Here is a 24,484-nt window from a genome sequence, read left to right as displayed (position 1 = left end):
CAAAAACGAAAAAACGAGCGACATGAAAATGAATGACACGAACGAAAGGAAGAACAGCACGTAAAACTACCAACACAAAAAACGAGTGACACGAAAAAACGAATGGCATTGTTTCACGTGAAACATCTGCTCACCCTTTTTGGATCAAAAAGGGAATAAAAAACGAGGCATGAAAAATTGAGGCATGAAAAAAGGAATATTGATTTAAAGACTACTGAATTAAAGAATGAAAAAACGAAGCGCCGGGGGACGGGGATGCATGCCGACGCTTCGCTAGGGGTATTTTCATCAGGTATTTATTATTGTGAAAATCATACTTATAACTTAGAAGTTCCTCTTTTGCTTCTCAACCTGAGACGCATTCGAAACACCTGAAGGCGCACCTTTCTCTTACGCAAACCCAAACACTGCGCACAGGGCTGGCAGTAACGTGGCGGTGAGTGCGATAAGCACCACGGTGGGGATCCAGCCGATGCGCGCCATGTCAGACATACGATAATAGCCCGTGGAGTATGTGAGAATGGGTACGCAGTCGAGCGGCAGAATGTAGGCGAGCGAAGCCTGCCAGGCAACTACCATCAGCATGCAGTACATACTAATGCCGAAGTCGCCCGCTATCACGCCGAACGGGTAGGCGAGGATGCCTGCCACAGCGGGCCCAACCGGCACAACGTTATGTACGACCGCGCCGATAGTTGACAGCACCACCAACACGGCGAACGGTGTCTTCCAACTTTCGGGGAGCGCTCCCATCACGGTGGTCACCATCCAGTCACCGGCACCCGTGGTCACCACGAAGTGTGAGACGGACAGAATGCACATGATCATGATGAGTACGCCCCAGTTCATGCGCGACACGAGCGTCTTAAACTCCAGCGTTGAGCAGCCGGGCACCGACAGCAGTACCACGGCGAACACGGCAATCATAGCGGTGTTCAAAAAGCTAAACCACGAACTGAGAATCCAGAACACCATAGCCAGCGCAATAATAACCATCGTGAGAATCTCAGGGCGGGTGAGGCGGCCCATGTTCGACACCTCGGACGCGGTGGCATCAATGGATGCCTGCGAGATGGGCTCGGGCTTAAAGCGCCGCGTAATGACAAACCACGAGACCGCAAGCATAATGAGGCAGAAAGGAAAGCCCAGCATCGACCATTCGATGAAGTTCATGTTCACGCCAAACAGCGACGAGAACAGCCCCACCGTCACCACGTTGCAGCCGTTGCCCGTCATGACGGCACAACCGCCAGCATACGACGCCCAGGGAATGGCTATCATGAGCGCCTTGCCCATGGGCGACTTCAACTTCTCAGCTTCGTTCAACTCCAGTAGTCGTTTGCCCACCGAGATAAACACGCCGCACGCGGCGACATCGGACATGAAAAACGACAGAAATGCTGTGGCACACATGAAGCCGAGCAGCATCTTGTTGGTGTTGGTGCCCGACCACTTCAGCACGCGCGCGGCAATGCGGGTGGGGATGGACGTGGCGTCAAGTGCCACGGTGAAGGCGAACGTGCCCATGAGGAAAAACACCGTTGAGCCAATGGCGTTGGCGTATGCTTCCTCGAAGGAACAGGCGCCCATGAGGGGCATCATTACCAGCACCAAGAGCGCCGTGGCGGGAAGTGGCAGCGACTCGGTCACCCACAGGAGGATGCCTGCGCCGAGAATACCCAGCACCATGCGTCCCTCGTACGAGAGGCCGGGTGTGGATGGGGCAAGTGCGGTTGCGGCCACGAGGGCGGCGGCAATAAGGATGCAGATTATAGCGCGCGGTCGCAATGAGGATTGCAAAACGGCTCCAGACACGATGTATCCCCCCGAGATTACAGTAACGTCCCCTTATAGACAAGCCCCTTCCCGCCCTCCCGCAGAAAGGGGCTCACGCTCATGTAGAACCATGCAGAAGCGCTTATGCGGCGCCCAAAAGTGGTGGAACTATCAGCAGAAACGCGCTGAAGAACACCATGGTGGCAAGCGTGACGGGAAGGCCACCCTTCCACATCTCATTAAACTTGTAATACCCGCCGGCATACGACACCAATAGTACGGAGTCCAGCGGCACGAGGAAGCAGAGGGCGCACCACAGAGCCAGCATAAGAATGGTGGCGGTAAAGTTGCCACCCACGGCAGCCACCAGACCCAGCACCGGAGCGGTGACGAGGGCAGCCAGACCCGGGCCCGAGGGGAAGAAGTTGTGCACGATAGCCAGCACCACGCTAATAACCAAAAACAGCATCACGAAGCTCATGCCAGAGGTCACGCCCAGAAGCAGGTTCACAATCCAGGCGACGGAACCGGCGGCCGACATAGCGGCCACAATGCCATTGATGGAGGCCATCATAAGCAGGATGTCCCAAGGGCTCTCGGAGCGGTACTGCTTCGTGGTAATCATGGAGGTGCCGGGCAGGAACAGAAGACCCAGGGCCACCAGCGCTACAAACGTGGTGTTGAGCGCCGGAATCCAGGAGCTGGCAATCCAGCACACGAGCGCCACCAGAAGCACGCCGATGTTGAACTTCTCCTTGAAATCCATCGGGGGTAGCGAGGATACCTCGTTCAGGAACTTATCTACGGTTTCCTGGCTCAGCGGTTCGGGCTTGTACACCTTGATGAGAATGATCCAGCAGGCCAGAAGGCTCAGCGTCACCGGGATAATGGTGTAGCCGAACCACTCGGCGAAGCTGATGGTCACACCGCACGCCGTTTCGGCCAGACCGAGCACCACCACGTTGATGGGCGTGCCGGAAGGCAGAAGGCAGCCGCCGAACATAACGGCGAACGGAATGGCCAGCGCCAGGCAGCGGCCCAGGTTGGACTTGCCAGGCTCGGCGTCAGCCGCACGCAGAAGCGAAGCGGCGAAGCCCATCATGATGGCAGTCAGTGCGATGTTGGACATGACCACCGAAATGACGCAGCAGATGATCATGAAGCCCAAAATGACAAGGTTGATCTTGCCTTTCACCAGGCGCACCACCATTGCAATGAGGCGTTGAGGGAAGGTGGATACCCCCAAAAACGTCGTGAAGCCAAAGATGCCAATGAACATCCAGAGCGATCCGGTGAACGTGGCGGCCCAAATGTCGTTATAAGGTGCGATGGCCAAAAAGCCACACATGGCCACCATGACAAGCGACGTGATGGGCAAAGGGAGCGCTTCGGTCGCCCACATGACAACGGCGGCCAACAGCACCATGATGGCGGCTTGTCCCTCGCGCGTCAGGTCGGGCGACCACAGCGGGCCAAACTGGCCAATGATAATAAGTAGAGCGGCAACAGCGATCCATATCCACTTGAAGAGAACCTTGTTGCTCTTGGCTGCTTCAGCCATTGTTACCCCTTCCTGTGTTCCTTGTAGAAAACCCCTGCGGCGCTCTCGTTTCCCCAGCGCCGCAGGGGAGAAACCCACTGTGTCCTAGGCGACGGCCTTCAAGAAGATGTCGCCCAACACCACGTCCCCCTCGGACGTGTCGGCGGTCAGTACCACTTCCTCAAAGCCAGCCACTTGTGCGCGCACGGTGTAGGCATTCTCATCCAATTCCTTGAAGCGGAACTCACCAAACTCGTCGGTGTCTACCTCGGCCACCGTGGTGCCCTCGGCGTCCACGAGGCTCACCTTCGTACCGATGATCACCTCGTTGGCACCGCGATCCACCAGCACGCCATACACCCAGCGCTTGGGGATGTTGCGGTAGTACACGTGCGGATGGTTTTCAGCCACGGCTGGCATGGGCACGGCATCGGCGGGCACGTCTGCCTCATCGACGTAGGTGAGGGCGCCCGTCGCGCACACATCGACGCAGCGGGGAACCGACCAACCGTCATCCAGCAAGTGTGCGCAGCCCGTGCACTTCTGGGGAAGTTCCAGCGCTTCGTTCCAGTACACGGCACCAGCGGGGCACGCCTCCACGATGGCCTTCTGACCCTTGGCCTTTACCGGGTCGATAATAATGAGGCCGTCGTCGCGGCGATACACCGCACCGTCAGTTGCAGCGGCCATGCAGGCAGCGTTGTCGCAGTGGCCGCACATGACGGGCGTGTATTGTACCTTCACCTCGGGCACTTTGCCGCGCGTTTCCTGCTCCACCTTGCACCAGAACTGGCCGGTCAAAGGCTGCTCGGCGGCGATGGGGCTCCAGTCGTTGCCGCAATGCTCGTCCTTGCAGGCCATCTGGCACCCGTAGCAGCCGTTGCACAGGCTTGCGTCGAACAGAATAGTCTTCATCTTTTAAGCCTCCTGCAGATAGTCGTAGACGTTGGTGCCCGTCTCAATGGTGTAATGCTCGGTCTCAAACGCCTCGGGGTACTGCTCCATCAGCGCGTTAATGTCGCACTTGCGCACGCCCACCAAGAAGCCGCCGGTCACTTCGCCTGCCGCATTCTTCGAAGAAGTGTTGCTGGGGCAGATGAGGTTGTTGGCGCCGCCGCGGTCGATGCCACCCACACCGCTGACGATGGGGTCGGTTTCCGCGCCGTGGTCCTGCAGCACCGCACCTGGCATGATGCGCTCGGTGACGTATGCGCCGCCCAGTACCGTGCCGCGCTCGTTAAAGAGTTCAACGATGTCGCCGCTCTTAATGCCCAGCTTCTCGGCATCGGTCGGGTGAATCCACACGGGCTCGTAGGCGTAGCCGTCTTCGCCCACCACCTTGCACGTCTCAATTTCACGCGTCCACGGGCAGTCGTCGAAGTTGGCGTGAATGCGCCAACGTGGGTGGTTTGACACCAGCAGGAAGGGGTAATCCTTGGCGCGTTCGCAGCTGATGCGCTCGTGATGCGTCTCGGATTCTTCTATCCACTTAGCCACGGGCTGGCGCTCTTGGTCGTCGGGGAAGAAGTTGGCCAGGCCGGTGGAGTAGAACTCAATCTTGCCCGTCGGCGTTTCCATGGGGTTGTTCTCGGGGTCTTCGTAGAACTCAATCATGCCGGCCGGTTCCTGGTCCCAGCCCTCGCGGGTGGGCAGCATCTGGTAGCCCTGCTTCTTGATAAGTTCCAGGTCCTGTTCCTCTTCGGGCAGGCCAGAGCCCTGATAGCCAACTTCCTGCCACTCCTCCACGGTCATTTCACCCGTGAGGTGCGCGGCGCAGTCTTCATACACACCGCCGTACTTCTCCAGCTTCTTGGCAACCTCAACAACCGCCTCGTAATCGGAGAGCGACTCGTGCTGACGGTCGCACGCATGCTGCTCCCAAATGATGGAGTTGAACTGGCCGGAGTACGTGTCAACACCGAAGTCGTCCAGTTCCAGCGTGGTGGACACCGGCAAAATGAGATCGGCGAACTGAGTGTCATTTTCCATCCAAGGGTGCTGCACCAAGAAGAACTCAAGGCTGGGGCTGAGCAGGGCGTCCTGGAATTCGTTGCCACCGTTCCAGCAGGTAGACCAGCACGGTGAGTCGGACCAGATCATCTTGATGCCATGGTCGCCGTCCTGCGGGAACTGGAACTTCTTGAACTGGTCGGTGCGATGGTGGCGACTTGTGGTGTGGCCGTACCACTCCACCTTCTCGCCTTCCTTCACCGTGATGCACTGCGGCACGAGCGTCTTGGGGATGAAGGACGCGGGCAACTCGCCCAGCACGGAGCCGTGGTAACATGCGCGCACCTCGGGCAGGAAGTGTCCCGGAGGCAGGGGATTGAAGGAGTCCATGCCAATGAGGGCCCACTCGATGAATTTCACCTGGTTGCGGCCCGGCTTGCCCACGGCCTGCATGGCCAGCAGGTACACCTCAAGGCGGGCGGGCTCATGCGAATAGCAGGAGCGAATGTAGGAGCCGCCGTTGCAGTGGCCGATGGACACGTTGTGTGAGGCCCAGTAACGCGCAAGCGCCTTAATGCGGTACGCGGGCACGTGGCACTTCTCTTCGGCCCATTCGGGTGTCTTCGGAATGCCGTCTTCGTTGCCCAGCACGTAGTACTCAAACCAGTCGAAGCCCTCCGTGTGGGTTTCCAGGTACTCTTTGTCGTAGGTGCCCTCGGTCATCCATACGTACGCAATGGCCAGCTGCATGGCGGCGTCGGTGTTCGGAAGTACCGGAATCCACCTATCGGAGTGCACGGCGTTCGCGTAGTTCACGTCGGGCGCAATGTGAATCTGCTCCACACCAATTTCGGTGAACCAGAAGCAGAGGCGGCTTGCCTGCTGCCCCGACCAGCCCCACGGCGTGGTTTCGGGGTCGCAGCCCCAGAACAGCACCGCGTCGGAGTTCTCGGAGATGTCCTTGAACAGGTTGTGTTGGTGGGTGTTTTGGCCGAGCGGCTCGTTGCCCCAGGCGTGCTTGGCGCCCCAGTACCAGCCTTCCCAGCTGTCGGGCTGGCGGGCCTGCATGGTGAGGCCGCCGGTCATATCCAGCAGGTTCGCCATGGTGCCGTGGGGCCCGTGGATGGAGCCCGTTTCGCCGTGGCCATCGCCCTGGCAGAAGATGGAGTTGCGTCCGTACGTCTCGTCGATGCGCACAATCTCGGAGGCGATGATGTCGGTGGCTTCATCCCAGCTGATGCGCTCGTACTTGCTTTTGCCGCGGTTTTGCGGATTGCGCTCGCCCTTGGGATCCCAGTCCACGCGCTTTAGCGGGAAGGGGATGCGGTTCGGCGAATACGTGCGGGTCTTGTAGATAAAGGTGAACGGGGAGTTCAGGGTTTTCATACCCGGCTCGAACGAGTGGCCCTTTGCGTTGATGGTCCAGTAGTTCAAGTCCTCCTTGGTGTAGTGCTCGTCGTAGTGCACGGGGCGCATACGAACGATCTTGCCGTCTTTGGAATCGACCGCGGTGAGGTTTGCGCCGTTGCCGAAAGAACACAGCGACATGTTCTTATAGATCGTTTTGTCGGACGTCTTCATGCTCCTCCTACTTTCTTCGTCTTCTGCTCCGTCCCCGGCGGCGTGCGTGCGGAAAGCGCGTTTGGTGCCGGGGGAGCGATCGAGGGTGTGCGTCCGTGCGCGAGGATGAACACCCGATCCCCCCGCCAAGAAGTGTATGAAGCGCGCGCCGAAACGAAAACAAGCAGCCCGTTGAGCTAGCCCCCGATTCTGAGGGGCTGGCTTTGCTCCCGCGATTCGTTGGGGCTTCGTCCACGTTTCGTTGGGGCGGCATGTTGTGGGTTCGAAGAGAAGCGAATGTGGCGCTTGAACAGGGGCGTTGCTCGGGTGCTTGAGACGAGTGTCCGAAGATCGACCGCGCGGTGTCAAGGAAAGTGCTCTACAATGGAGGGGCTCACACCGAAGGGCAAGGGGGACGCGCAATGAACATCGAGTATCTGCACTATTATCTGGATGTGGCGAAAACCAAATCCATCACCCGGGCGGCGAAGTTGAACTTCATCTCGCCTCAGGGCATGAGTCGCGCGATGAACGAGTTGGAGAAGGAGCTGGGTTGTAAGCTGCTCGTTCGCTACTCCAACAAGCTAGATCTTTCGCCTGTGGGGGAAGAGCTGGTTCCCCGAGCCGCAGCCATCATTGAGAATTATTCAGAGTTGCTGGAATTTGCCGCCTCGCAATCGCAGCCTCAACACAAGGACACGGGTTGCATTAACCTGGAGTGCCAGAATGTGGCGCTACTGGCCTTCCTCACGCAGGATGCGAAGGACTATATTTTTGAGTCGCGCAAAATCCGTTTTCACGAATCGCAAAACCCGCAGATCCGCCAAGTGTTGCTGGCGGGCAGAGCGGGAGAGGGCGCACCAAGTTCGCCCACGATTGGCCTTATGTGTTTCTTCAATCAGGAGCGCAGCTCAGAGCAGGGTGGCATCGACGATTTGGAGGAAAAAGGCTATCAGTATAGGCCTTACCTCAAAGCGTACGACAAGGTGATGGTGTGCTCGTCTTCGCCCCTGGCGGAGAAGGACGTGCTGAGCGACGAGGATATTATCTCCCGGCCACTGGTTACCACGAATACGCATCTCTACGGCTTTTTGTCCCGACGCTTCGGACGCGATGCCATTTCGCTGTCCAGTTCCGAATTCTCCTTGCGCAAGCGTTTGGTGGAACGCGATGCTGCCTTGTCGTTTTTGCCTGCGTTTGCTTCGCTCACTATGCCGGAAGAGCCGGGGTTTGTGCTGCGAAAGATGGAGCGGCCCTATGAAGTGGAGATTGGCTTTGTAGGCATGGAGGCCGATCTGAAGTCCGAGTGTTTTATGGGGCTCATGGACATTCTGGATGAGTTCTATCGTGCGCATTTGGAATCCGGGTTGTATGTGCTGTGCGACTAGAGGAGGGAATCTGCTTGTTCTGAGTGGGATGCAATGAGGGTCGCCTTATGAGGCGGCCCTCCTGCTGCGGTGTCGTTGTTACGCGACGGGAGCCTTGGGCGCGCTTGGGGCTTTGGGGGCTCCCGGAGCCTTGGGGGCGCCAGGCGCTTTGGGAGCACCGGGAGCCTTCGGGGTTCCGGGTGCGGCGCTCGCAGCAAAGCCGCATTCCTCGCACACCTCGGCCGATGCTGGGTTCTCGTGGCCACACATGGGGCAGGCGATGGTGCCGTTACTCACAGCTGCTGGTCTGAAGCACATGGTTTTCTCCTCCATTCGGTTTGCCTTACAACCAAAAGAATAGGGGAGCGCCGAAGACGGTAACAGCAGCCAGGTATTGAGGTTCTTCAACGAAAGCGAGGGTCACTGGTTTTGTTGAAGAACCCCCATCAAGACGCTGCGCTTCTGGGAGCGAGAGCGCTTCGGCAACCGGACTCAGGCGACGCGCGCGGTGCGAACGAGCCAGTCGTTCGTCTTGGCGCGCAAAGCGGTTTCTTCAACCTTGCGCAGGCCGCCCTGTTCTTTCAAGGTGTGAAGCAATTCGTCGGGACGGCCTTCGGACATACTTGCGAGGAATTCCTTAAGCTCGGCAGTGGTGAGTTTCAGGTTCTCGTGGCGCGCGAGGGCGTCAAGCGCCAAGCCCTGACGCAGTTGTTCGCGGGCCTGGCTCATCAGGCGATGCTTCAGTTCATCGGCTTGTAAGCCACGCTCGCGCAGGTAGTCTTCTTCGGTCATTTCCTGTTCGGCGAGCGAAGCGCGGAAGTCTTGCGTGATCTCCGCATAGTGGGCGGCGAATACCGCGTCGGGCACCGGGTTGGTAAGGCGGCTTGCCAAGGCATCGGCGGCGATGAAGCGCTGGTAGGCGCGCGTACGCTCGTCGGCTTCTGCCTGCAAGTCTTCGCGGGCTCGTTGGCGCAGCTGCTCGGGTGTTCCCAACTCCGACAGATTGCGGACAGCGGCCACTTGCGCCAGGAAGGCATCCACTTCCTCTTCGGTCACTTCGTGAGTTTGATGGGGTACCTCAACGGGGTCGTAGGAGGTTAGCTCCATCTGGGGCTTGGGCACTATCGTCAGGTCGAACGCGAACGGCTGGCCCTCTTGTGCGTAGCCGTGGCAGCCGTAGTCTGGCGCTCCCACGGCATCAATGCCCGCTCGATCGAGCACGGCTGGCGTTGCTCGCACGGCTACGGTTTCGCTCGCCGCGCGGCCTACTTCGTCGAGGTTGCACTCGCGTTCCACCAGCTGCTTTGAGGTCAGCCCCGGTTCAGGGTGCAGTCCTGCCTGCTGAGCTGTCATCAGGTAGAAACCCCGCAGGTAGTCAGTCACCTCGGCCGCTTCGAGTTCCACTGCAATGGTTTGGACGTCTCCTGTGCGCGCGCGAACGGTCACGTTCATGCGAGTCCCCTTTCCGAAAACGGTGCGTCTACTGTTTTGCACAGCATAGGCCCTCAGATGGAACCAAAGTGCGGCATGCCCTCCTGCATTTGCTGAAGCGGCTCCCGTTTTCGTTGTCCTGATCCGGACGCTTTTTCGCAGTGAGGCGCTTACTATCACAACCACGTGCAAACCGTTTTGAAGGAGGACAACATGCTTGGACCGCTCGGTGGGGACCGTCTGTGGAACCCGAAAGAACTTGACAAGTGCAAGGCTGCCGCGCAGGAACTTGTGGACGCGCAGGACAAAAGCGCCGATGAGGGTGGCATCATCTACGGCTACATGTACACCATGAACAACAGCAATTACGGCTACAAAGGCGAGGATCTGGAGTTCAAAAGCACCGCCGACATCGCCGCCTTCGACGCCAACGGCCAAGTAAAAGAAACCTACGTTGTCTACAAGCAGGCGTAAACACTTCTTTTGCTTACTCGGTTGTCTTTTCTTGCCGTGGCGGGAGTGAGCAAGAAATTGATGAAACGACCCCCTTTTGAGCGGTACTAATCCGCCTGAAAAGGGGGTCGTTTGCGTTGCGCGCTCATGACAAGAATGTGTTTCGCGGTGTTACCTCATATTGATAACTTCTTCTCTCACCGCTGTGGTTGTTAAGTCTGTGGCCAAAGCGGGTGATGACGCACTGAGAGGGAGATACCTTTGGTATCATGGGCGGCGTTATGTTTTCACCTGCTCCACCTTCGGCTCCTGTTGCGCTCGCGGAGTCGTTGTGTGAAAACGAGAGAAGGGAAGAGCGAATCCTATGACCCAACATGTTACTGAACACGATGTGCGTGATATTGCGGAATACACGCGCATTGGCCTCACGGACGAAGAGGTTGCGCAGATGACGGTTGACTTGAACGCCATCATCGACAGCCTGCGTCCTATCACCGAGTACGACCTGGAGGGCGTTGAGCCCACGTTCCATCCCATCGGCGGCTTGTCGAACGTCATGCGCGATGACGTGGAAGAACCCGGCTTCACGCAGGACGTGGCGCTTGAGAATGCGCCGAAGCAGCAGGACGGTTGCTTTCTCATTCCGTCAATTTTGGGCGAAGGGGGCGACCGCTAATGAGCGCACTTGATCATGCGTTTGCCTGCATGAGCGCGAGCGATATTCGTGCGGGCCTGGCCGCGAAGGAGTTCTCGGCGCGCGAAATTGCCGAGTCTTCGCTTGCTCGCGTGCGTGCGCTTGACGGCGCCACTCACGCGTTTCTTGAGACCACCGAAGCGCTTGCGCTTGAACAGGCCGCGAAGCTAGACGCCGCCGTGGCGTCGGGTGAGGCGGATGGCCTCGGGGCGCTCGCCGGCGTGCCGGTGGCGTTCAAGGACAACATGAATCTGGCTGGCACGCACACTACGTGTTCGTCGGCCATGCTGGCGAACTACGTGTCGCCCTACACGGCCACGTGCGTCGCGCGCGCCATCGAGGCGGGCGGCATTCCGCTGGGCAAGCTGAACATGGACGAGTTCGCGTTCGGCTCTTCCACGGAAACGAGCGCGTTTGGCCCCAGTAAGAACCCGTGGGACCTCGAGCGCGTGCCCGGCGGCTCGTCGGGCGGCAGCGCGGCGGCGGTGGGTGCGGGTTTGGCCACGATGACGCTGGGCTCTGACACGGGCGGCTCCATTCGCCAGCCCGGCAGCTTCTGCGGCGCGGTGGCGGTGAAGCCCACGTATGGCGTGGTCAGCCGCTATGGCGTGGTGGCGTTCGGTAGCTCGCTTGACCAGGTGGGTCCCTTCACCCGCTCGGTTGCGGACGCGGCACTCGCCATGAATGCCATCGCGGGACGCGACCCGCTCGACTGCACGAGCCAGGACATTCGCACCGACTACACGGCAAACCTCGACGCGGGCGTGCGCGGCATGCGCATTGGTATTGTGCCCGCGTTCATGGAGGCGAAGGGCCTCACGGCGGAAGTTAAGGCGAAGGTGGAAGAAGCGGCCGAGCATTTGCGCGAACTGGGTGCTGAGCTGGTAGAAGTTGACCTGCCGAACGCACAGGCTGCCATGAGCGCCTACTACGTGCTGGGCCCATGCGAGGCGTTTTCTAACCTCGCGCGCTTCGACTCGGTGCGCTACGGCTACTGCGACCCCGGGCACAAGGACCTTGGCGGCCAGTACGAGGCCAGCCGCGCCAAGGGTTTTGGCGCTGAGGCGCGCCGCCGCATCATGCTGGGCAGCTATCTGCTGAGCGCCGGCGTGTACGACACCTATTACTATCCCGCGCAGCAGGTGCGCACGCTTATCACGCAGGACTACGCGCGCGCCTACGAGCAGGTGGATTGCATCCTCGCGCCGGTGGCACCGCGCACGTCGTTCAAGTTTGGCGAAGTGAGCGACCCCACCGACATGTACCTGTCCGACATGTTCACCATTTCCATCAACATTGCGGGCAACGGTGGTATGAGCCTGCCGGTGGGTCTTGGTGCCGACACGAATCTTCCCGTGGGTGTGCAGCTTATCTCACCCCAGTTCAAGGACGAGAGCATGCTGCGCGTGGCCGCCGCGCTGGAAACGGTGTACGGTCCGGCTCCCGTCGCCCCGCTCTTCCGTGAGGGTGCGGACTTCAAGGCTCCCGCGACCATTCCCGATGCTGCTGACGCGGTGCCGGGCGTTGACCTGCCCGGACTTGCCACGGAAAGCGACGTTCCTGGCGGCGTTCACCAAGCGAGTTCCGCGACTGAGCGAGAACTATCCGAGCGACTGGGCGCTGCCGAGGTCGTTGCGGCGCAGGTAGAAGGGGAGGCCGAATAATGCGGAAACTCGAAGAAGTCCTGCAAGACTGGGAAGCCGTCATCGGCCTTGAGGTGCACGCCGAGCTCACGACGCTGGAAACCAAGATGTTCTGCGGCTGCAAGCTGGAGTTCGGCGCCGATCCGAACACGCACACGTGTCCTGTGTGCCTGGGCCTTCCGGGCGCGCTGCCCGTGCCGAACAAGGCCGCCATCGAGTCTATTGTGCTGGCCGGCTTGGCCACGAACTGCGACATCGAGAAGCGCTCGATGTTCTACCGCAAGAACTACATGTATCCTGACATGTCGAAGAACTTCCAAACCACGCAGGGCCCCGTGGCCTTCTGCATGCGCGGCCACCTGGACTTGGACGTGGACGGCCCAGCCGCGAAGGAGCGCATCACCGCCGCGAAGCTTGCCGAGGGCGAAGAGGACGGCAACGCTGTGCGCACGGCCGAGGGCTACACTGCGCATGTGGGCATCACGCGCATTCACATGGAGGAAGATGCCGGCAAGATGAATCACGTGGGCGGCTCCGAGGGCCGCATCGCGGGTGCCACGCACTCGCTTGTGGACTACAACCGCTGCGGCACGCCGCTCATCGAGTTGGTGACCGAGCCCGATCTGCGCACGCCGGAAGAGGCGCGCCTCTTCATGCAGAAGTTGCGCCAGATTTATTTGGCGCTGGGCATCTCCGACTGCTCCATGGAAGAGGGAAGCCTGCGTTGCGACGGCAACGTGAGCCTGCGCCGTCGCGGCGACAAGAAGCTGGGCGTAAAAACCGAGCTGAAGAACATGAACAGTTTCAAGAACCTCCACGACGGCTTGGCCTACGAGATCTGCCGCCAGGCGGAGGTGCTCGAAGAAGGCGGGCAGATTTTCCAGGAGACACGTCACTGGGATCCCTCGGCCAAGCGCACCATTGTTATGCGCGTGAAGGAAACGGCTGACGACTATCGCCTGTTTCCGGAGCCGGACTTGGCGCCCTATGACTTGTCCGATGAGTTCATCGAAAGCGTGCGTGCGAAGCTGCCCGAGCTACCCGACCAGAAGGCGGCGCGCTTCGCCAAGGCGTTTGGCCTGTCGGCCTACGATGCGCGTCATCTGGTGGAACACCGCGCCACGGCGAACTTCTTCGAGGCCTGCATGGAGCTGGCGGGTGCCGACGCTGCGAAGCTGGCAAAGCCCGTGGCGAACCTCGCCATTAACGATGTGACCGCGCACATGAACGCGCATGACGACTTCGACCTGGAGGATTCGCCGCTCACGCCCGCGCGCGCCGTGGAGCTGGTGCGCCTCGTGGCGGACGACACCATTTCGTCCAAGCAGGCTAAAGAGGTGTTCGCAGCCGTGCTCGACGAGGATAAGGACCCGGCGGCCATCGTTAAGGAGCGCGGCATGGAGCAGGTGAGCGACACCGGCGCCATTGAAGCCGTGGTCGATGCCGTGCTCGCGGCCAACCCCGACAAAGTAGAACAGTACCGTGGCGGCAAGACGGGCCTCATGGGCTTTTTCGTGGGACAATGCATGAAGGAGATGCGCGGCCAGGGTAACCCGAAACTCATCAATGAGCTGTTGGGCAAGAAGCTCGGTTAGACCAAGCACACTCGTAATTCGCATTCGCCCGTAGTGTCTGTGTGTGGGGAGTCGCTGTCATGCTCTGTCAATTCACCTTCAAAAACGTAACCTCCTATCGGGGTGAAACAACCCTTACCTTCAGTGATGCTGCTCGTGGTGAGTGCTTGTTAAGGGACGGAGCGGAAGTGTCCGAGGTGCCCGGTGCGGTGGTTGCCGTGTGTGGGCCAAGCGGCGCGGGTACGTCGGCGGCGCTTGAGGCGCTGAGTGCTCTCATCTTGTTGGTGGTGAAGCCGCTTCTTGCACTGGATGGAGAAGAACTGCGGCGCAGAGGGTCGCTTCCCGTGCTGCCCATCAGGCCGTTTGCGTTCGACGAACAGTCGAAGCATCAACCGACGGAGTTGGGGCTGGTGCTGCGTTGCGAGGGAATTGAGTATCGCTACGAACTTGCGTGGTCGGACGGAAGTATTGCGCGCGAGGCGCTGTTTCGCGGTGAGTCAGGCGCGGCGGGGAGGCAAACGCTTTTGTTTGAGCGGCGGGGGAATGAAGCGTTGCTGGGCAATATGCCCGCTGACCTGCGTATTCCGGAAGATAGAGTTCTTCCGCGAAGAATTCCCTTGCTCGCCTGCTTAGCGGCGTGGTGCGACAATGCAGAAATAGACGCGCTTGTTCACTGGTTTATGTCGTGCCGGTTTAACCATGTTGGCGTGTGCTTTTATCATTCGTGCGGATTGTCACCGTGCGAGCAAGACGAACTGCTCGGCAGCCCCAAGGAAGCTCAGCGCCTGGTCAGCTACCTTGATGCTGGCATTGAGGGAGTTTGCATTGCGAATGGCAACGTGGTGGTGCGTCGCCGTGTTGGTGCGTCCGTGCATGAACTTTCCCTTGAAGAAGAATCTTCAGGCGTGCGTGCAGCGCTTCGGCTGGTGCCGAGTGTGCTCGCCTCGCTGCGCGCCGGTGGGTTGGTGGTGGCAGATGGCCTCGGCGAGCGCCTTCCTCCCGAACACATGAAGCGCATAGCGGCGCTCTTTCGCGACCCGCGCTGCAATGTTGGCGGTGGTCAGCTGCTGCTATCGGCGCGCGACGAGCGTCATCTGTATGAGGCAGCCTTCCGCCGCGAGGAACTCTGGCGCGCCGAGAAGGATAGTGTAGGCGTCAGCGCGCTCCGCCACTGGGACGGTGCGGGTTGCGAGTGAGCTTTCGCTGTCTTCGATTGCGAAACAACAAGTTGATTGCATTGGGAAACGCGCGGTGGCGTGATAGGATACGCAAGGCATATGACAAGGTTTGGAAAGGGGGGCCGGCATGGCCGACGAAAACAGGCGGCCAGGCGATTGGCAGCGCAAGGACTTGAGGCGCGATGCGAACGACCTGGTGGGGGAGCCCAACCCGAAGAAGTGGTACGATCAGACATTCTGGATTATCTTCTTCCTTGTGGTCATCTGGCCCTTCGGCATTGTGCTGGTGTGGCGCAGTAACTGGCATATCATTGCGAAGGTGGCGGCCTCGGTCTTCGTGGCGCTGGCTGTGTACTTCGCACTTGCCATGTCGCAGGCTGTCTTGCAGATACAGGGCGCCTAGCGCCTCGCGCTCGCACGTTTGTGGCCCGCGGCTCGCGGCCCGCAAAACACCTTATAAGTAGGTATACCTACGTTCGTCGATACGGGGAACAGGGGCAAAGCTGTGGCTGGCTCTGTGGATGCAGTCGCAGTTTTCGGAGTTGAGATACAAGGAGAGAGGGAAGAGGGGTTTTGATGGATTTCAACACATGGCTTATTGGTTTTACCGGGGAGGCAAGCGGGTTTCTGTACACGTATATCCTGCTCATCTTGCTGGTGTTTGTGGGCGTATACTTCACCATTCGTACGAAAGGCGTGCAGCTGCGCTTCATCAAGGATATGTTTACGCAGCTCACCGAGAAGAAGCACGTAAAAGGTGAGCGTTCTATCTCTTCGTTTCAGGCGCTCATGGTGTCCACCGCCAGTCGCGTGGGCACGGGCAACATTGCGGGCGTGGCTACGGCCATTGCCACGGGTGGCCCGGGCGCGGTGTTCTGGATGTGGCTCATGGCTATTGTGGGCGCAGCTTCGGCGTTTGTTGAGTCCACGCTCGCGCAGATTTGGAAGGTGCGCGGCAAGGAAGGCGAATTCCGCGGCGGCCCGGCCTACTATATTGAGCAGGCACTGGGGAAGCGTTGGCTTGGTATTGTGTTCGCCGTGCTGCTTATCCTGTGCTTTGGCTTTGGCTTCAATGGGCTGCAGGCCTTCAACGCTACGTCGGCGCTTGAATATTACATCCCCGACTACGCCACCAATGGCACGGCCATTGCGTGCGGCATCGTGCTTGCGGTGATGACGGCGTTCGTCATCTTCGGCGGTGCGAAGCGCATCAGCGTGATTACTTCCATCATCGTGCCCATTATGGCGCTTGGCTACATTGCCATTGCGGTGTGGACTACGGTGGCGAACATTACCGAGTTGCCCAACGTGTTTGGCATGGTGTTTGCTTCGGCGTTCGACTTCCAGGCCATTTTCGGCGGGTTTGCGGGTTCGGTGGTTATGCTGGGCATCAAGCGCGGCCTGTATTCGAACGAGGCCGGCATGGGTTCCGCGCCGAACGCGGCCGCCACGGCAAGCGTGTCGCATCCGTGCAAGCAGGGCCTCGTGCAGAGCCTGTCCGTGTACATTGACACGCTGCTCATCTGCACGTGCTCGGCCATGATGGTGCTCGTGTTCTACGTGCAGAACCCCGAGGCGGCCGCCGCGCTCAACGGCATGCCGCTTGTGCAGATGGCCGTGAACAACTCGGTGGGCGAGTTCGGCATCCACTTTATCACGTTCGCCATTTTCGCCTTCGCGTTCTCTAGCCTTATTGGTAACTACTTCTACGCCGAGAGCAACCTGCGTTTCATCAAGGGTAACAGCAAGGCGCTGCTGTTCGTGTTCCGCGTGGTGTGCCTGTGCGTGGTGTTCTACGGCGCCGTGAACAGCTTTGACTTGGCGTGGAACCTGGCGGACATCTTCATGGGTCTCATGGCGCTGGTGAACCTCATTGCCCTTTTGTTCCTGGGCAAGTGGGCGCTCGCGGCGCTCGACGATTACACGAAACAGCGCAAAGCGGGCATCGACCCGGTGTTTGTGGCCGATAACATCCCCGGGCTGCCGAAGACCGACTGCTGGCACGTGCCCGAGGTGCAAGACTTCGGCAAACCGCCGGTACAAGAGTATTTGGATGAGGCGCTTGATCCCGAGTTTGTGGGGCTGAACTGACGCTTGGCGCAGCCGACGCGCAGATCATCAGGTTGTTGATGGCTGCGGTTGAAGCTTGGTAATAAACACCCGCTTCTCTCGAACAGGGAAGCGGGTGTTTGTTTTTATATTTCTGCTCAAACTCATTGACATAAAAGAACAAACGTTCTAGTATTGATATCGTCATACTAATAAAGAATAGGCGTTGTGCTCACGCACCTTCTTGCCCGTAGCGCCACCGGAGTAAGGAGGAATATATGAACGAATTACCGTGCAGTAATAATGTGAGCAATGCGATCAATACATTAACGTATAAAGGCTACACTGCGCTTGTATCGTTTGATGCTGAGGGGGAGTATCTGCATGGCTCCGTTTCTGGCATTCGTGATGTGATTTACTTTGAAGCTCACGATGCCAAAGAGGTGTCAACGGCATTTCATGAAGCGGTAGATGATTATTTGGAGTTTTGTGCCGCAAAGGGTAAACAACCTGATAAGCCGTTTAATCTGAATAAAGCCGCTGCCGTTGACAGCACGTTAGGCAACGAGTAGGATTTCTTGTTGCTTTATCACTCTACTGTGATAAAGTGATTCAGCACCCATTGAAGTGAACAAAGTGCCGGATAATCCGGATAGTAAAAAGCGATAAAAAGGAAGAGGCAAGGCATGCAAGTGGTGACGCCGGCGGGATTTAGAGATGTGCTGTCTGACGAAGCGCTGGAGCGCGAGCGCATTGCCCGTGAAGTGCAGTCATGCTTAGCGAGTCGTGGTTATGTGCCTATTGAAACGCCCACGCTTGAGGTTATGGACGTCATGCGTGCAGGTGGTCGTGTGCCGGGTTCGCCCTTCAAGTTCTATGATGCGCGCGGTGACCTTTTAGCTATGCGCCCCGATGTGACGCTACAGGTGGCTCGTATGTGCGCGACACGCTTGACGGGTCAGCCGGGCCCGTTTCGCTTCCGCTATATGCAGCGCGTGTTTCGCGAAGTGGACGGCCGTTTGCAGGCCGAAGCGCGCGAGATGACACAGATTGGTATTGAGTGCATTGGTGAAGCAGGCGCTCAAGCTGATGCTGAGGTGGTGGAACTCTTTGCGGAAGCGCTTGAGTTGGCCGGTGCGCGTGGCTGTAAGCTGGCGCTCGCTACAGTGGGTGTGCTGCGCTCACTTCTCGCGGCATGCGGTGCGTCCGAGGTGTGGAAGGAGCAAGTGCTCGATGCCTTCCACCGCTCAAACTTTGTTGAGCTAGACCGCCTTACCGCAGAAGGTGCCTGCGAGGCTGCTGCTCCGCCCGTGTTTGCCGCCGCCATTCGCGCACTGCCGCGCATACGTGGCGGTCGTGAAGCTATTGATGAAGTGCGTGCGCTCGTGTCGCCGCTGGGGTGCGAGGATGGTCTTGACGTATTCGCGGCCACCTTCGACTCGCTTGTTGAGCGCGGTTTGGCTGACAGGCTTTTGGTGGACTTCTCGGTAATGAGTTCGTTTGACTATTACACGGGTCTTGTGTTTGAGGCCTATGCGCCGGGTCTTGGTTCGCCGCTTGGCAGTGGTGGCCGCTACGACAACATGATTGCCGCCTACGGCGAAAGCCGTCCCGCCGCCGGTTTCGCGTTCTTCCTCGAACAGGCAATGGCTGCTTCTTCGGTTCCGTCGGCTTGTCAGCCGACGGAATACGTTGACGCTGCGGCTTTCTGTGGCACCCAATCTCGCAGCGATGCCGAAGGCTTGCGTACCGAAGTACGCGGCGCCTCCGCCATCCCCACGATCTCGGGCACCACAGAAACCCTCGCTGACTCACTTCGCCAACCGGTAGCATTAGAAAACTCTCGCCCTTTACGCATCGCCATTCCTAAGGGATCGCTCAATGTGGATACGGTGGCTGCGCTTGCGGCAGCGGGGCTTGATGTGACGGGGCTTGCCGATCCGGGGCGGCAACTCATCATTCGCAATCCCGGCGTGGAATACGTCATCGTGCGTCCCACTGATGCACCGGTGTTTGTGGCGTCCGGCGCGGCTGATTGCGGCATCTGCGGCAAGGACTCTTTACTTGAGGCCGAGACCGACGTGGTGGAGTTGGTGGATCTCGGTTTTGGTGCCTGCCGCTTTGTGGTAGCGGAGCCCGCCGGTGCGGCTGGCGCTACGAGTGAGCACCATCGCCGCCTTGGTTCCATTCGTGTGGCCACCAAGTATCCACGCATCACGGCCGCTCACTATGCAAAAGCAGGCGTGCAGGTGGAAATTGTGAAGCTGCATGGCAACATTGAGCTGGCACCGCTCACGGGGATGGCCGAGCGCATTGTGGACATTACCGCTACGGGCACCACACTGCGCGAAAACGATCTGGTAGTGGTCGATGAAGTGCTCTCATCCACCGCCCGCTTCTTCGCGAACACCTGCGCATTTCGCACCAACGCGCGTATCATACAATTGGCTCGGACGCTCGCTCTCACCTCCGATAGCGACGGGTTGTCCGCGAGCACCGAGGAAAGGAAGTAAGTCATGCGCCGCATCACCCTCAAACCTGGCGAGGAATTCTCAAACGCCCACCTCAAGAGGACTGGCGCGTTCAATGCTGCCGCGCTCACGGCAGCTACGGCCATTGTCGAGGATGTGCGCGAACGGGGCGATGAGGCCCTGCGTGACCTCACGGAGAAGTTCGACGGCGTGCGCGTGGAGAACTTTCGCGTGAGCCAAGCGGCCATTGCTGAAGCCGTTGCCAGTGTCGATGACAAAACGGCTGCGGCGCTGCGCAAGGCTGCCGCACAGATTCGCGACTTTCACGAGCGTCAAAAGCAGCAGAGCTGGTTCACCGTGCGCGAAGATGGCGCGCTTGTGGGGAGTAAGATAGAACCGCTTGACTCCGTGGGTATTTACGTGCCGGGCGGCCGTGCGCTCTACCCCTCGTCGGTGCTGATGAACGCGCTTCCTGCTGCCGTTGCAGGCGTGCCGCGCATCGTGTGCGTGACGCCGCCAACGAAAGACGGCTCGCTCGACCCAGCTATCATTGAGGCGTGCCGCATTGCAGGTGTCACTGAAATCTACGCCGTCGGTGGTGCGCAGGCGGTGGCGGCCCTTGCATATGGCACTGAGTCTATCGCCCCCGTTGCAAAGATCACCGGCCCCGGCAATGCTTACGTGGCGGCCGCGAAAAAGATTGTGTCAGGCGACGTGGGCATTGATATGATTGCTGGCCCCTCTGAGGTGTGCGTGGTGGCCGATTCCACGGCTGACCCTGCCCTGGTAGCCATTGACCTTATGGCGCAAGCCGAGCACGACCCCTTGGCTGCGTGTTACTTGGTGACATTCGATGGGGGGTATGCCAATGAGGTGGAACGCATGGTGGAGCGCCACCTACAATCATCCACTCGCGCCGAGATTACGTCCGCCTCACTTGCCGATCAGGGCCTTATCGTGGTGTGCGAAACGCTCGAACAGGCTGTCGAAGCGGTGAACGTCATTGCGCCGGAGCACCTTGAGCTGCACGTCGATCACGCCTTCGACCTGTTGGGCGCCATCCGCAACGCGGGTGCCATCTTCCTAGGCGCCTGGACGCCTGAGGCGGTGGGCGACTACGTGGCTGGGCCCAACCATACCCTGCCTACTGGCGGCACTGCGCGTTTTTCCTCACCGCTGTCTACTGATGAGTTCGTGAAAAAGTCTTCCGTCATCCAGTACAGTTCGGCTGCGCTTGTCAACGACGCGGATGCTGTCATGACCATCGCGCGTCACGAAGGTCTGTGGGCGCACGCGATGAGTGTAGAGATGCGCAAGAACCTCATCGATTGGGGCAACGTGTACGGCATCGAAGGCGGCGACGGAGCGCGCTGCGGAGACGGAGAAATCGATGCGTAACGTTTGTACTGCTGCGCCTCAGTTAGCGGGTCTTGAGCCCTATGACCCGAAGTATCTGCCGGCCGAGGCGTTCCTCTCCGCGAACGAAAACCCCCACGACGTGGAGCAGGACATTCGTGCCGAGATCATGCGCGAAGTGAAGCGCGTGCCTTTGAACCGCTACCCCGATCCACTTGCCAACGACTTGCGCGATATGATTGCCGAGGCAAACGGCCTCGACCGCGACCAGGTGCTTGTGGGCAACGGTGGCGACGAGTTGCTGTTTAACCTCGCGCTTGCCTGGGGTGGTCCAGGGCGCACGTTTTTGAACCTGCCGCCCACGTTTTCGGTCTACGATGCGAACGCACGCCTCACCAACACCACAGTAGTGAACGTGCCGCGCCGCGAAGACTTCTCTATAGACGAAGAGGCGGTGCTTGCGCGCTTGGATGAGGGTGACATTGATTTTCTCATTGTGACCAGTCCGAACAACCCCACCGGTGAACTGGCAAATGAGGAATTCATACTGCGCGTGCTCGATGCCACCGACGCGCTGGTGGTGGTGGATGAGGCGTACTTCGAGTTCTCGCGCCAAACCATGCGTCCGTATTTGGCACAGCACAAAAACCTCGCCATTCTGCGCACCTTCTCGAAGGCGTTTAGCTTGGCGGGCGTGCGGATGGGCTACCTGCTCGCCGACGCCGAGGTGGTGCGCGAGTTTGTGAAAGTTCGCCAGCCGTACTCGGTGGATGCCGTGTCGCAGGCCATCGCGCGTGTCGTGTACCAAAATCGCGCAAAGTTCGAGCCGGGCATTCGTACCATCATCGAAGAGCGCACGCGCGTCATTGAGGGCCTCCGTATGATCCCCGGCGTGAAGCCGTTCCCGTCGGATGCGAACTACGTGCTTTTCCACGTGGAGAACGCCGCCCAGCTCTGGGAGATGCTCTACGGCCGCGGCATCCTCGTCCGCGACTTCTCCCGCGCCCCACATCTGAAGGATTGCCTCCGCGTCAGCATAGGCTCACCCGAAGAAAACGACGCATTCCTCAAAGCCCTGCGCGACGCAGTAATGGGAAAGTGTGACTTAAAGGTTCCGTCGGCCTGACGGCAAGAAAGGTTCGAGCATGGATAGAACTGCAACCATCTCGCGTATGACGAATGAGACGGATATTGAGCTTACCCTCAACCTTGACGGTACGGGTGTGGCGGACGTGGAAACAGGCATTGGTTTCTTTGATCATATGCTTACCGCGTTCGCTCGTCATGGCCTGTTCGACCTCACGGTGCGTGCGGAGGGCGATCTGTACGTGGATGGTCATCACACCGTGGAGGACGCCGGCATTGTGCTTGGTCAAGCGTTTGCGCAGGCGCTCGGTGAGAAGCGGGGCATCCGCCGCTTTGGCTCGGTCGCGCTACCGATGGATGAAGCGCTCGTGTTGGCTGCCTGCGACCTCTCAGGTCGCGGCCAACTGCACTGGGATGTGGCTGTGCCTCCGGTCATGATCGGCGAATTCGACGCGACACTCGCGAAGGAGTTTTTCATCGCGTTCGCCACAAACGCCGGCATCACGCTGCACGTGCGCAGCCTTGCCGGCGAAAATGCCCACCACATCGTGGAAGCCGCCTTCAAAGCCGCTGCCCGTGCCCTCCGCGAAGCCGTCGAGCCCGACCCCCGCCTGGGCAATGTCCTTCCAACAACCAAAGGTTCACTATGATCGCTGTTGTTGACTACCATAAGGGCAACCTGAAAAGCGTTGAACGCGGGTTAACTGCGGCAGGTGGAGATGCGTTCATCACCGATGATGCCGCCGCCATTGCTCGCGCGGATGCCATCGTTTTGCCCGGTGTAGGTGCTTTTGCCGATGCCGCTGCTACGATGCAAGCCCTCGGCCAAACCGACGTCATCCGCCGCCGCATCGCCGCCGGCGTCCCCTTCCTCGGCATCTGCCTGGGAATGCACCTCATGTTCGAAGAAGGCATAGAAGGCGCTCCAGAAGAGGATGACGAAGAATCCACCCACAACGCCCAAGGCCTCGCCATCCTCCCCGGCGTCGTAACAAAGATGCCCCAACAAGACGAACACGGCCACCCTTATAAGGTGCCCCACGTAGGCTGGAACACGATAGAAGAGCCTAAAACGAGCGACGACTTTGGTGCCCTCCACCAAGCGAGTTCCGCACGAGCCGAAACGTCCAGTGGACGCTCCGTGCGAGCAGGACTGTCCGAGCGACTGGAGGATGCCAGAACCGCCGCGGACCAGGTTGAAGAGTTGAGGGGAGGGGCGGTGCCCACCAAGCGAGTTCCGCAGCGAAGCGAGGACTGTTTGAGCGACTGGGTGCCGCCCCTCCCCTCAACGGACCAGGTTGAACACTTAAGTCCCTTGTTCGAAGGTATCCCCTGGGGCACCTATTTCTACTTCACGCATGGCTACATCGCCCCCGAGGGCCCTTTCGTCATTGCCACCACCACGCACAGCGTCACCTTCCCGTGTGCCGTTCAGTACGGCGATGCCGCGTTCGGCGTGCAGTTCCATCCTGAGAAAAGCTCGGATGCGGGCGCGCAGATGATGCGCAATTTTGTCCGCATCGTGAAAGGGGCGTGAGTCATGTATCTGCTACCTGCCATTGACATCCTCGGCGGCAAGGCCGTTCGCCTGGCCAAAGGCGACTACAACCAGGTGACCGTGTATAACGACGACCCTGCCGCGCAAGCGCAGCTGTTCGAAGACGAGGGCGCTACGTGGTTGCACGTCGTCGACCTTGACGGCGCGCGCTCCGGTGAACCTGAGAATATCGCTATCATCGAGCACATTCTCGCAAAGACCAAGCTCAAGGTTGAGGTGGGCGGCGGCATCCGCTCACTCGACACCATCGCGCGCCTGGCCGATGCAGGGGTGTCACGCGTCGTGTTGGGAACCTCACTCGTGGCCGACCCTGCATTCGCCGAGGCGGCTGTCGCCCAGTACGGCCAGCTGCTCACGGCCGGCATCGACGCCAAGGGCGGGGAAGTGGCTGTGGCCGGCTGGCGCGAAGGCGCCGGCGTGGCAGCCGAAGAGTTGGCGCGCCATGTCTCCGAGCTGGGCTTCTGTCACCTCGTATACACTGACATCGCACGCGATGGCATGCAGACGGGCATCGACCCTACGGCGTACGTGCGCATGGCCGAGGCCTTCGGACATCCCGTCATTGCCTCGGGTGGTGTTGCGGGCGTTGCCGACATCGAGCGCTTAGGCCAGGTGGCAGCCAGTATCGAAGGTGTCATCGCAGGCCGCGCCATCTACGAGGGCTCGCTTTCGGTAAAAGAAGGAGTAGATGCCTGCGAAGAAGCAACCCGCCGCGCGGAAGCGGGTGTGGCGGCTTCCGCGGACTGGCCAAGTCCTGCTCCCATCACTCCCTGTTGACCCATGGCTGATGCCGCAGGT

21 protein-coding genes are annotated in these 24,484 nt (G+C 59.5%); 15 read left to right on the top strand and 6 right to left on the bottom strand.

Going from position 1 to position 24,484, the window contains the following annotated elements; all coding sequences use genetic code 11:
* Window positions 1–390: 390 nt before the first annotated feature.
* The 4 genes from QNJ86_RS13270 to QNJ86_RS13255 all read right to left on the bottom strand — a co-directional run bounded on the left by QNJ86_RS13270 (window position 391) and on the right by QNJ86_RS13255 (window position 6,847).
* Window positions 391–1,815, bottom strand: coding sequence for an SLC13 family permease (locus QNJ86_RS13270; protein WP_283833127.1), 1,425 nt, complete (start codon window positions 1,813–1,815; stop codon window positions 391–393).
* 103 nt (window positions 1,816–1,918) lie between these two features.
* Complete coding sequence (locus QNJ86_RS13265) at window positions 1,919–3,337, bottom strand: SLC13 family permease (protein ID WP_283833126.1); 1,419 nt, start codon at window positions 3,335–3,337, stop codon at window positions 1,919–1,921.
* An 84-nt stretch (window positions 3,338–3,421) separates the two neighbouring features.
* The gene (locus tag QNJ86_RS13260; protein ID WP_283833125.1) at window positions 3,422–4,231 is read right to left on the bottom strand and encodes a 4Fe-4S dicluster domain-containing protein; all 810 of its coding nucleotides are present in this window, start codon (window positions 4,229–4,231) and stop codon (window positions 3,422–3,424) included.
* A 3-nt stretch (window positions 4,232–4,234) separates the two neighbouring features.
* Window positions 4,235–6,847, bottom strand: coding sequence for a molybdopterin-dependent oxidoreductase (locus tag QNJ86_RS13255; RefSeq protein ID WP_283833124.1), 2,613 nt, complete (start codon window positions 6,845–6,847; stop codon window positions 4,235–4,237).
* 401 nt (window positions 6,848–7,248) lie between these two features.
* On the opposite strand from QNJ86_RS13255, the gene QNJ86_RS13250 reads away from it, so the two are divergent.
* Window positions 7,249–8,214: a LysR family transcriptional regulator gene (locus QNJ86_RS13250; protein ID WP_283833123.1), complete on the top strand. Its 966-nt coding sequence runs from the start codon at window positions 7,249–7,251 to the stop codon at window positions 8,212–8,214.
* Window positions 8,215–8,292: 78 nt separating this feature from the next.
* Here QNJ86_RS13250 and QNJ86_RS13245 read toward each other — a convergent pair whose 3' ends face one another.
* Window positions 8,293–8,511, bottom strand: coding sequence for a hypothetical protein (locus QNJ86_RS13245; protein WP_283833122.1), 219 nt, complete (start codon window positions 8,509–8,511; stop codon window positions 8,293–8,295).
* A gap of 174 nt (window positions 8,512–8,685) precedes the next feature.
* Window positions 8,686–9,645 (bottom strand): trigger factor, encoded by a 960-nt coding sequence (locus QNJ86_RS13240; protein WP_283833121.1) that lies wholly within the window; start codon window positions 9,643–9,645, stop codon window positions 8,686–8,688.
* A gap of 192 nt (window positions 9,646–9,837) precedes the next feature.
* Here QNJ86_RS13240 and QNJ86_RS13235 point away from each other — a divergent pair, with 192 nt between their 5' ends.
* From QNJ86_RS13235 to hisA, 14 genes are all read left to right on the top strand, one after another.
* Window positions 9,838–10,098 carry a hypothetical protein gene (locus tag QNJ86_RS13235; RefSeq protein ID WP_283833120.1) on the top strand — a complete coding sequence of 87 codons (261 nt, stop codon included), beginning with the start codon at window positions 9,838–9,840 and terminating at the stop codon, window positions 10,096–10,098.
* 343 nt (window positions 10,099–10,441) lie between these two features.
* The gene (gatC, locus tag QNJ86_RS13230) at window positions 10,442–10,753 is read left to right on the top strand and encodes an Asp-tRNA(Asn)/Glu-tRNA(Gln) amidotransferase subunit GatC (protein ID WP_283833119.1); all 312 of its coding nucleotides are present in this window, start codon (window positions 10,442–10,444) and stop codon (window positions 10,751–10,753) included.
* Window positions 10,753–12,435, top strand: a complete 1,683-nt coding sequence (gene gatA, locus QNJ86_RS13225; RefSeq protein WP_283833118.1) for an Asp-tRNA(Asn)/Glu-tRNA(Gln) amidotransferase subunit GatA — start codon at window positions 10,753–10,755, stop codon at window positions 12,433–12,435. Before gatC ends, gatA begins: the two co-directional genes overlap by 1 nt.
* Window positions 12,435–14,009: an Asp-tRNA(Asn)/Glu-tRNA(Gln) amidotransferase subunit GatB gene (gatB, locus tag QNJ86_RS13220; RefSeq protein ID WP_283833117.1), complete on the top strand. Its 1,575-nt coding sequence runs from the start codon at window positions 12,435–12,437 to the stop codon at window positions 14,007–14,009. The genes gatA and gatB overlap by 1 nt, the downstream gene beginning before the upstream one ends.
* A gap of 167 nt (window positions 14,010–14,176) precedes the next feature.
* Complete coding sequence (locus QNJ86_RS13215) at window positions 14,177–15,184, top strand: AAA family ATPase (protein WP_283833116.1); 1,008 nt, start codon at window positions 14,177–14,179, stop codon at window positions 15,182–15,184.
* Window positions 15,185–15,293: 109 nt separating this feature from the next.
* On the top strand, window positions 15,294–15,569 hold the full coding sequence (locus QNJ86_RS13210; protein WP_283833115.1) for a holotricin-3: 276 nt from the start codon (window positions 15,294–15,296) through the stop codon (window positions 15,567–15,569).
* A gap of 173 nt (window positions 15,570–15,742) precedes the next feature.
* Entirely contained in the window at window positions 15,743–17,257 is a 1,515-nt protein-coding gene (locus QNJ86_RS13205) for an alanine/glycine:cation symporter family protein (RefSeq protein WP_283833114.1), read from the top strand.
* Between the two features lie 236 nt (window positions 17,258–17,493).
* Window positions 17,494–17,787, top strand: a complete 294-nt coding sequence (locus QNJ86_RS13200) for a type II toxin-antitoxin system HicB family antitoxin (RefSeq protein WP_283833113.1) — start codon at window positions 17,494–17,496, stop codon at window positions 17,785–17,787.
* 114 nt (window positions 17,788–17,901) lie between these two features.
* Entirely contained in the window at window positions 17,902–19,728 is a 1,827-nt protein-coding gene (gene hisG, locus QNJ86_RS13195; RefSeq protein WP_283833112.1) for an ATP phosphoribosyltransferase, read from the top strand.
* 3 nt (window positions 19,729–19,731) lie between these two features.
* Window positions 19,732–21,084, top strand: coding sequence for a histidinol dehydrogenase (gene hisD / locus QNJ86_RS13190; protein ID WP_283833111.1), 1,353 nt, complete (start codon window positions 19,732–19,734; stop codon window positions 21,082–21,084).
* Window positions 21,077–22,168 carry a histidinol-phosphate transaminase gene (gene hisC / locus QNJ86_RS13185; RefSeq protein WP_283833110.1) on the top strand — a complete coding sequence of 364 codons (1,092 nt, stop codon included), beginning with the start codon at window positions 21,077–21,079 and terminating at the stop codon, window positions 22,166–22,168. Before hisD ends, hisC begins: the two co-directional genes overlap by 8 nt.
* Window positions 22,169–22,187: 19 nt before the next feature.
* Window positions 22,188–22,778, top strand: coding sequence for an imidazoleglycerol-phosphate dehydratase HisB (hisB, locus tag QNJ86_RS13180; RefSeq protein ID WP_283833109.1), 591 nt, complete (start codon window positions 22,188–22,190; stop codon window positions 22,776–22,778).
* Window positions 22,775–23,665 (top strand): imidazole glycerol phosphate synthase subunit HisH, encoded by an 891-nt coding sequence (gene hisH / locus QNJ86_RS13175; RefSeq protein ID WP_283833108.1) that lies wholly within the window; start codon window positions 22,775–22,777, stop codon window positions 23,663–23,665. Before hisB ends, hisH begins: the two co-directional genes overlap by 4 nt.
* 3 nt (window positions 23,666–23,668) lie before the next feature.
* Window positions 23,669–24,463, top strand: a complete 795-nt coding sequence (hisA, locus tag QNJ86_RS13170; RefSeq protein WP_283833107.1) for a 1-(5-phosphoribosyl)-5-[(5-phosphoribosylamino)methylideneamino]imidazole-4-carboxamide isomerase — start codon at window positions 23,669–23,671, stop codon at window positions 24,461–24,463.
* The last annotated feature ends 21 nt before the right edge of the window (window positions 24,464–24,484 follow it).

The sequence above is a fragment of the Gordonibacter faecis genome (assembly GCF_030077735.1).
Lineage (GTDB): Bacteria > Actinomycetota > Coriobacteriia > Coriobacteriales > Eggerthellaceae > Gordonibacter > Gordonibacter faecis.
The sequence above is the reverse complement of the archived record's forward strand: the minus strand, read 5'-3'. Positions and strand labels throughout refer to the sequence as shown.

Coding starts and splice junctions, on each gene's coding strand:
- QNJ86_RS13255 (WP_283833124.1), bottom strand. CDS start 6,847: ATGAAGACGTCCGACAAAACGATCTATAAGAACATGTCGCTGTGTTCT.
- QNJ86_RS13260 (WP_283833125.1), bottom strand. CDS start 4,231: ATGAAGACTATTCTGTTCGACGCAAGCCTGTGCAACGGCTGCTACGGG.
- QNJ86_RS13250 (WP_283833123.1), top strand. CDS start 7,249: ATGAACATCGAGTATCTGCACTATTATCTGGATGTGGCGAAAACCAAA.
- hisD (WP_283833111.1), top strand. CDS start 19,732: ATGCGCCGCATCACCCTCAAACCTGGCGAGGAATTCTCAAACGCCCAC.
- QNJ86_RS13200 (WP_283833113.1), top strand. CDS start 17,494: ATGAACGAATTACCGTGCAGTAATAATGTGAGCAATGCGATCAATACA.
- gatC (WP_283833119.1), top strand. CDS start 10,442: ATGACCCAACATGTTACTGAACACGATGTGCGTGATATTGCGGAATAC.
- QNJ86_RS13210 (WP_283833115.1), top strand. CDS start 15,294: ATGGCCGACGAAAACAGGCGGCCAGGCGATTGGCAGCGCAAGGACTTG.
- hisB (WP_283833109.1), top strand. CDS start 22,188: ATGGATAGAACTGCAACCATCTCGCGTATGACGAATGAGACGGATATT.
- hisG (WP_283833112.1), top strand. CDS start 17,902: ATGCAAGTGGTGACGCCGGCGGGATTTAGAGATGTGCTGTCTGACGAA.
- hisA (WP_283833107.1), top strand. CDS start 23,669: ATGTATCTGCTACCTGCCATTGACATCCTCGGCGGCAAGGCCGTTCGC.
- gatB (WP_283833117.1), top strand. CDS start 12,435: ATGCGGAAACTCGAAGAAGTCCTGCAAGACTGGGAAGCCGTCATCGGC.
- QNJ86_RS13235 (WP_283833120.1), top strand. CDS start 9,838: ATGCTTGGACCGCTCGGTGGGGACCGTCTGTGGAACCCGAAAGAACTT.
- hisH (WP_283833108.1), top strand. CDS start 22,775: ATGATCGCTGTTGTTGACTACCATAAGGGCAACCTGAAAAGCGTTGAA.
- gatA (WP_283833118.1), top strand. CDS start 10,753: ATGAGCGCACTTGATCATGCGTTTGCCTGCATGAGCGCGAGCGATATT.
- QNJ86_RS13265 (WP_283833126.1), bottom strand. CDS start 3,337: ATGGCTGAAGCAGCCAAGAGCAACAAGGTTCTCTTCAAGTGGATATGG.
- QNJ86_RS13245 (WP_283833122.1), bottom strand. CDS start 8,511: ATGTGCTTCAGACCAGCAGCTGTGAGTAACGGCACCATCGCCTGCCCC.
- QNJ86_RS13205 (WP_283833114.1), top strand. CDS start 15,743: ATGGATTTCAACACATGGCTTATTGGTTTTACCGGGGAGGCAAGCGGG.
- QNJ86_RS13240 (WP_283833121.1), bottom strand. CDS start 9,645: ATGAACGTGACCGTTCGCGCGCGCACAGGAGACGTCCAAACCATTGCA.
- hisC (WP_283833110.1), top strand. CDS start 21,077: ATGCGTAACGTTTGTACTGCTGCGCCTCAGTTAGCGGGTCTTGAGCCC.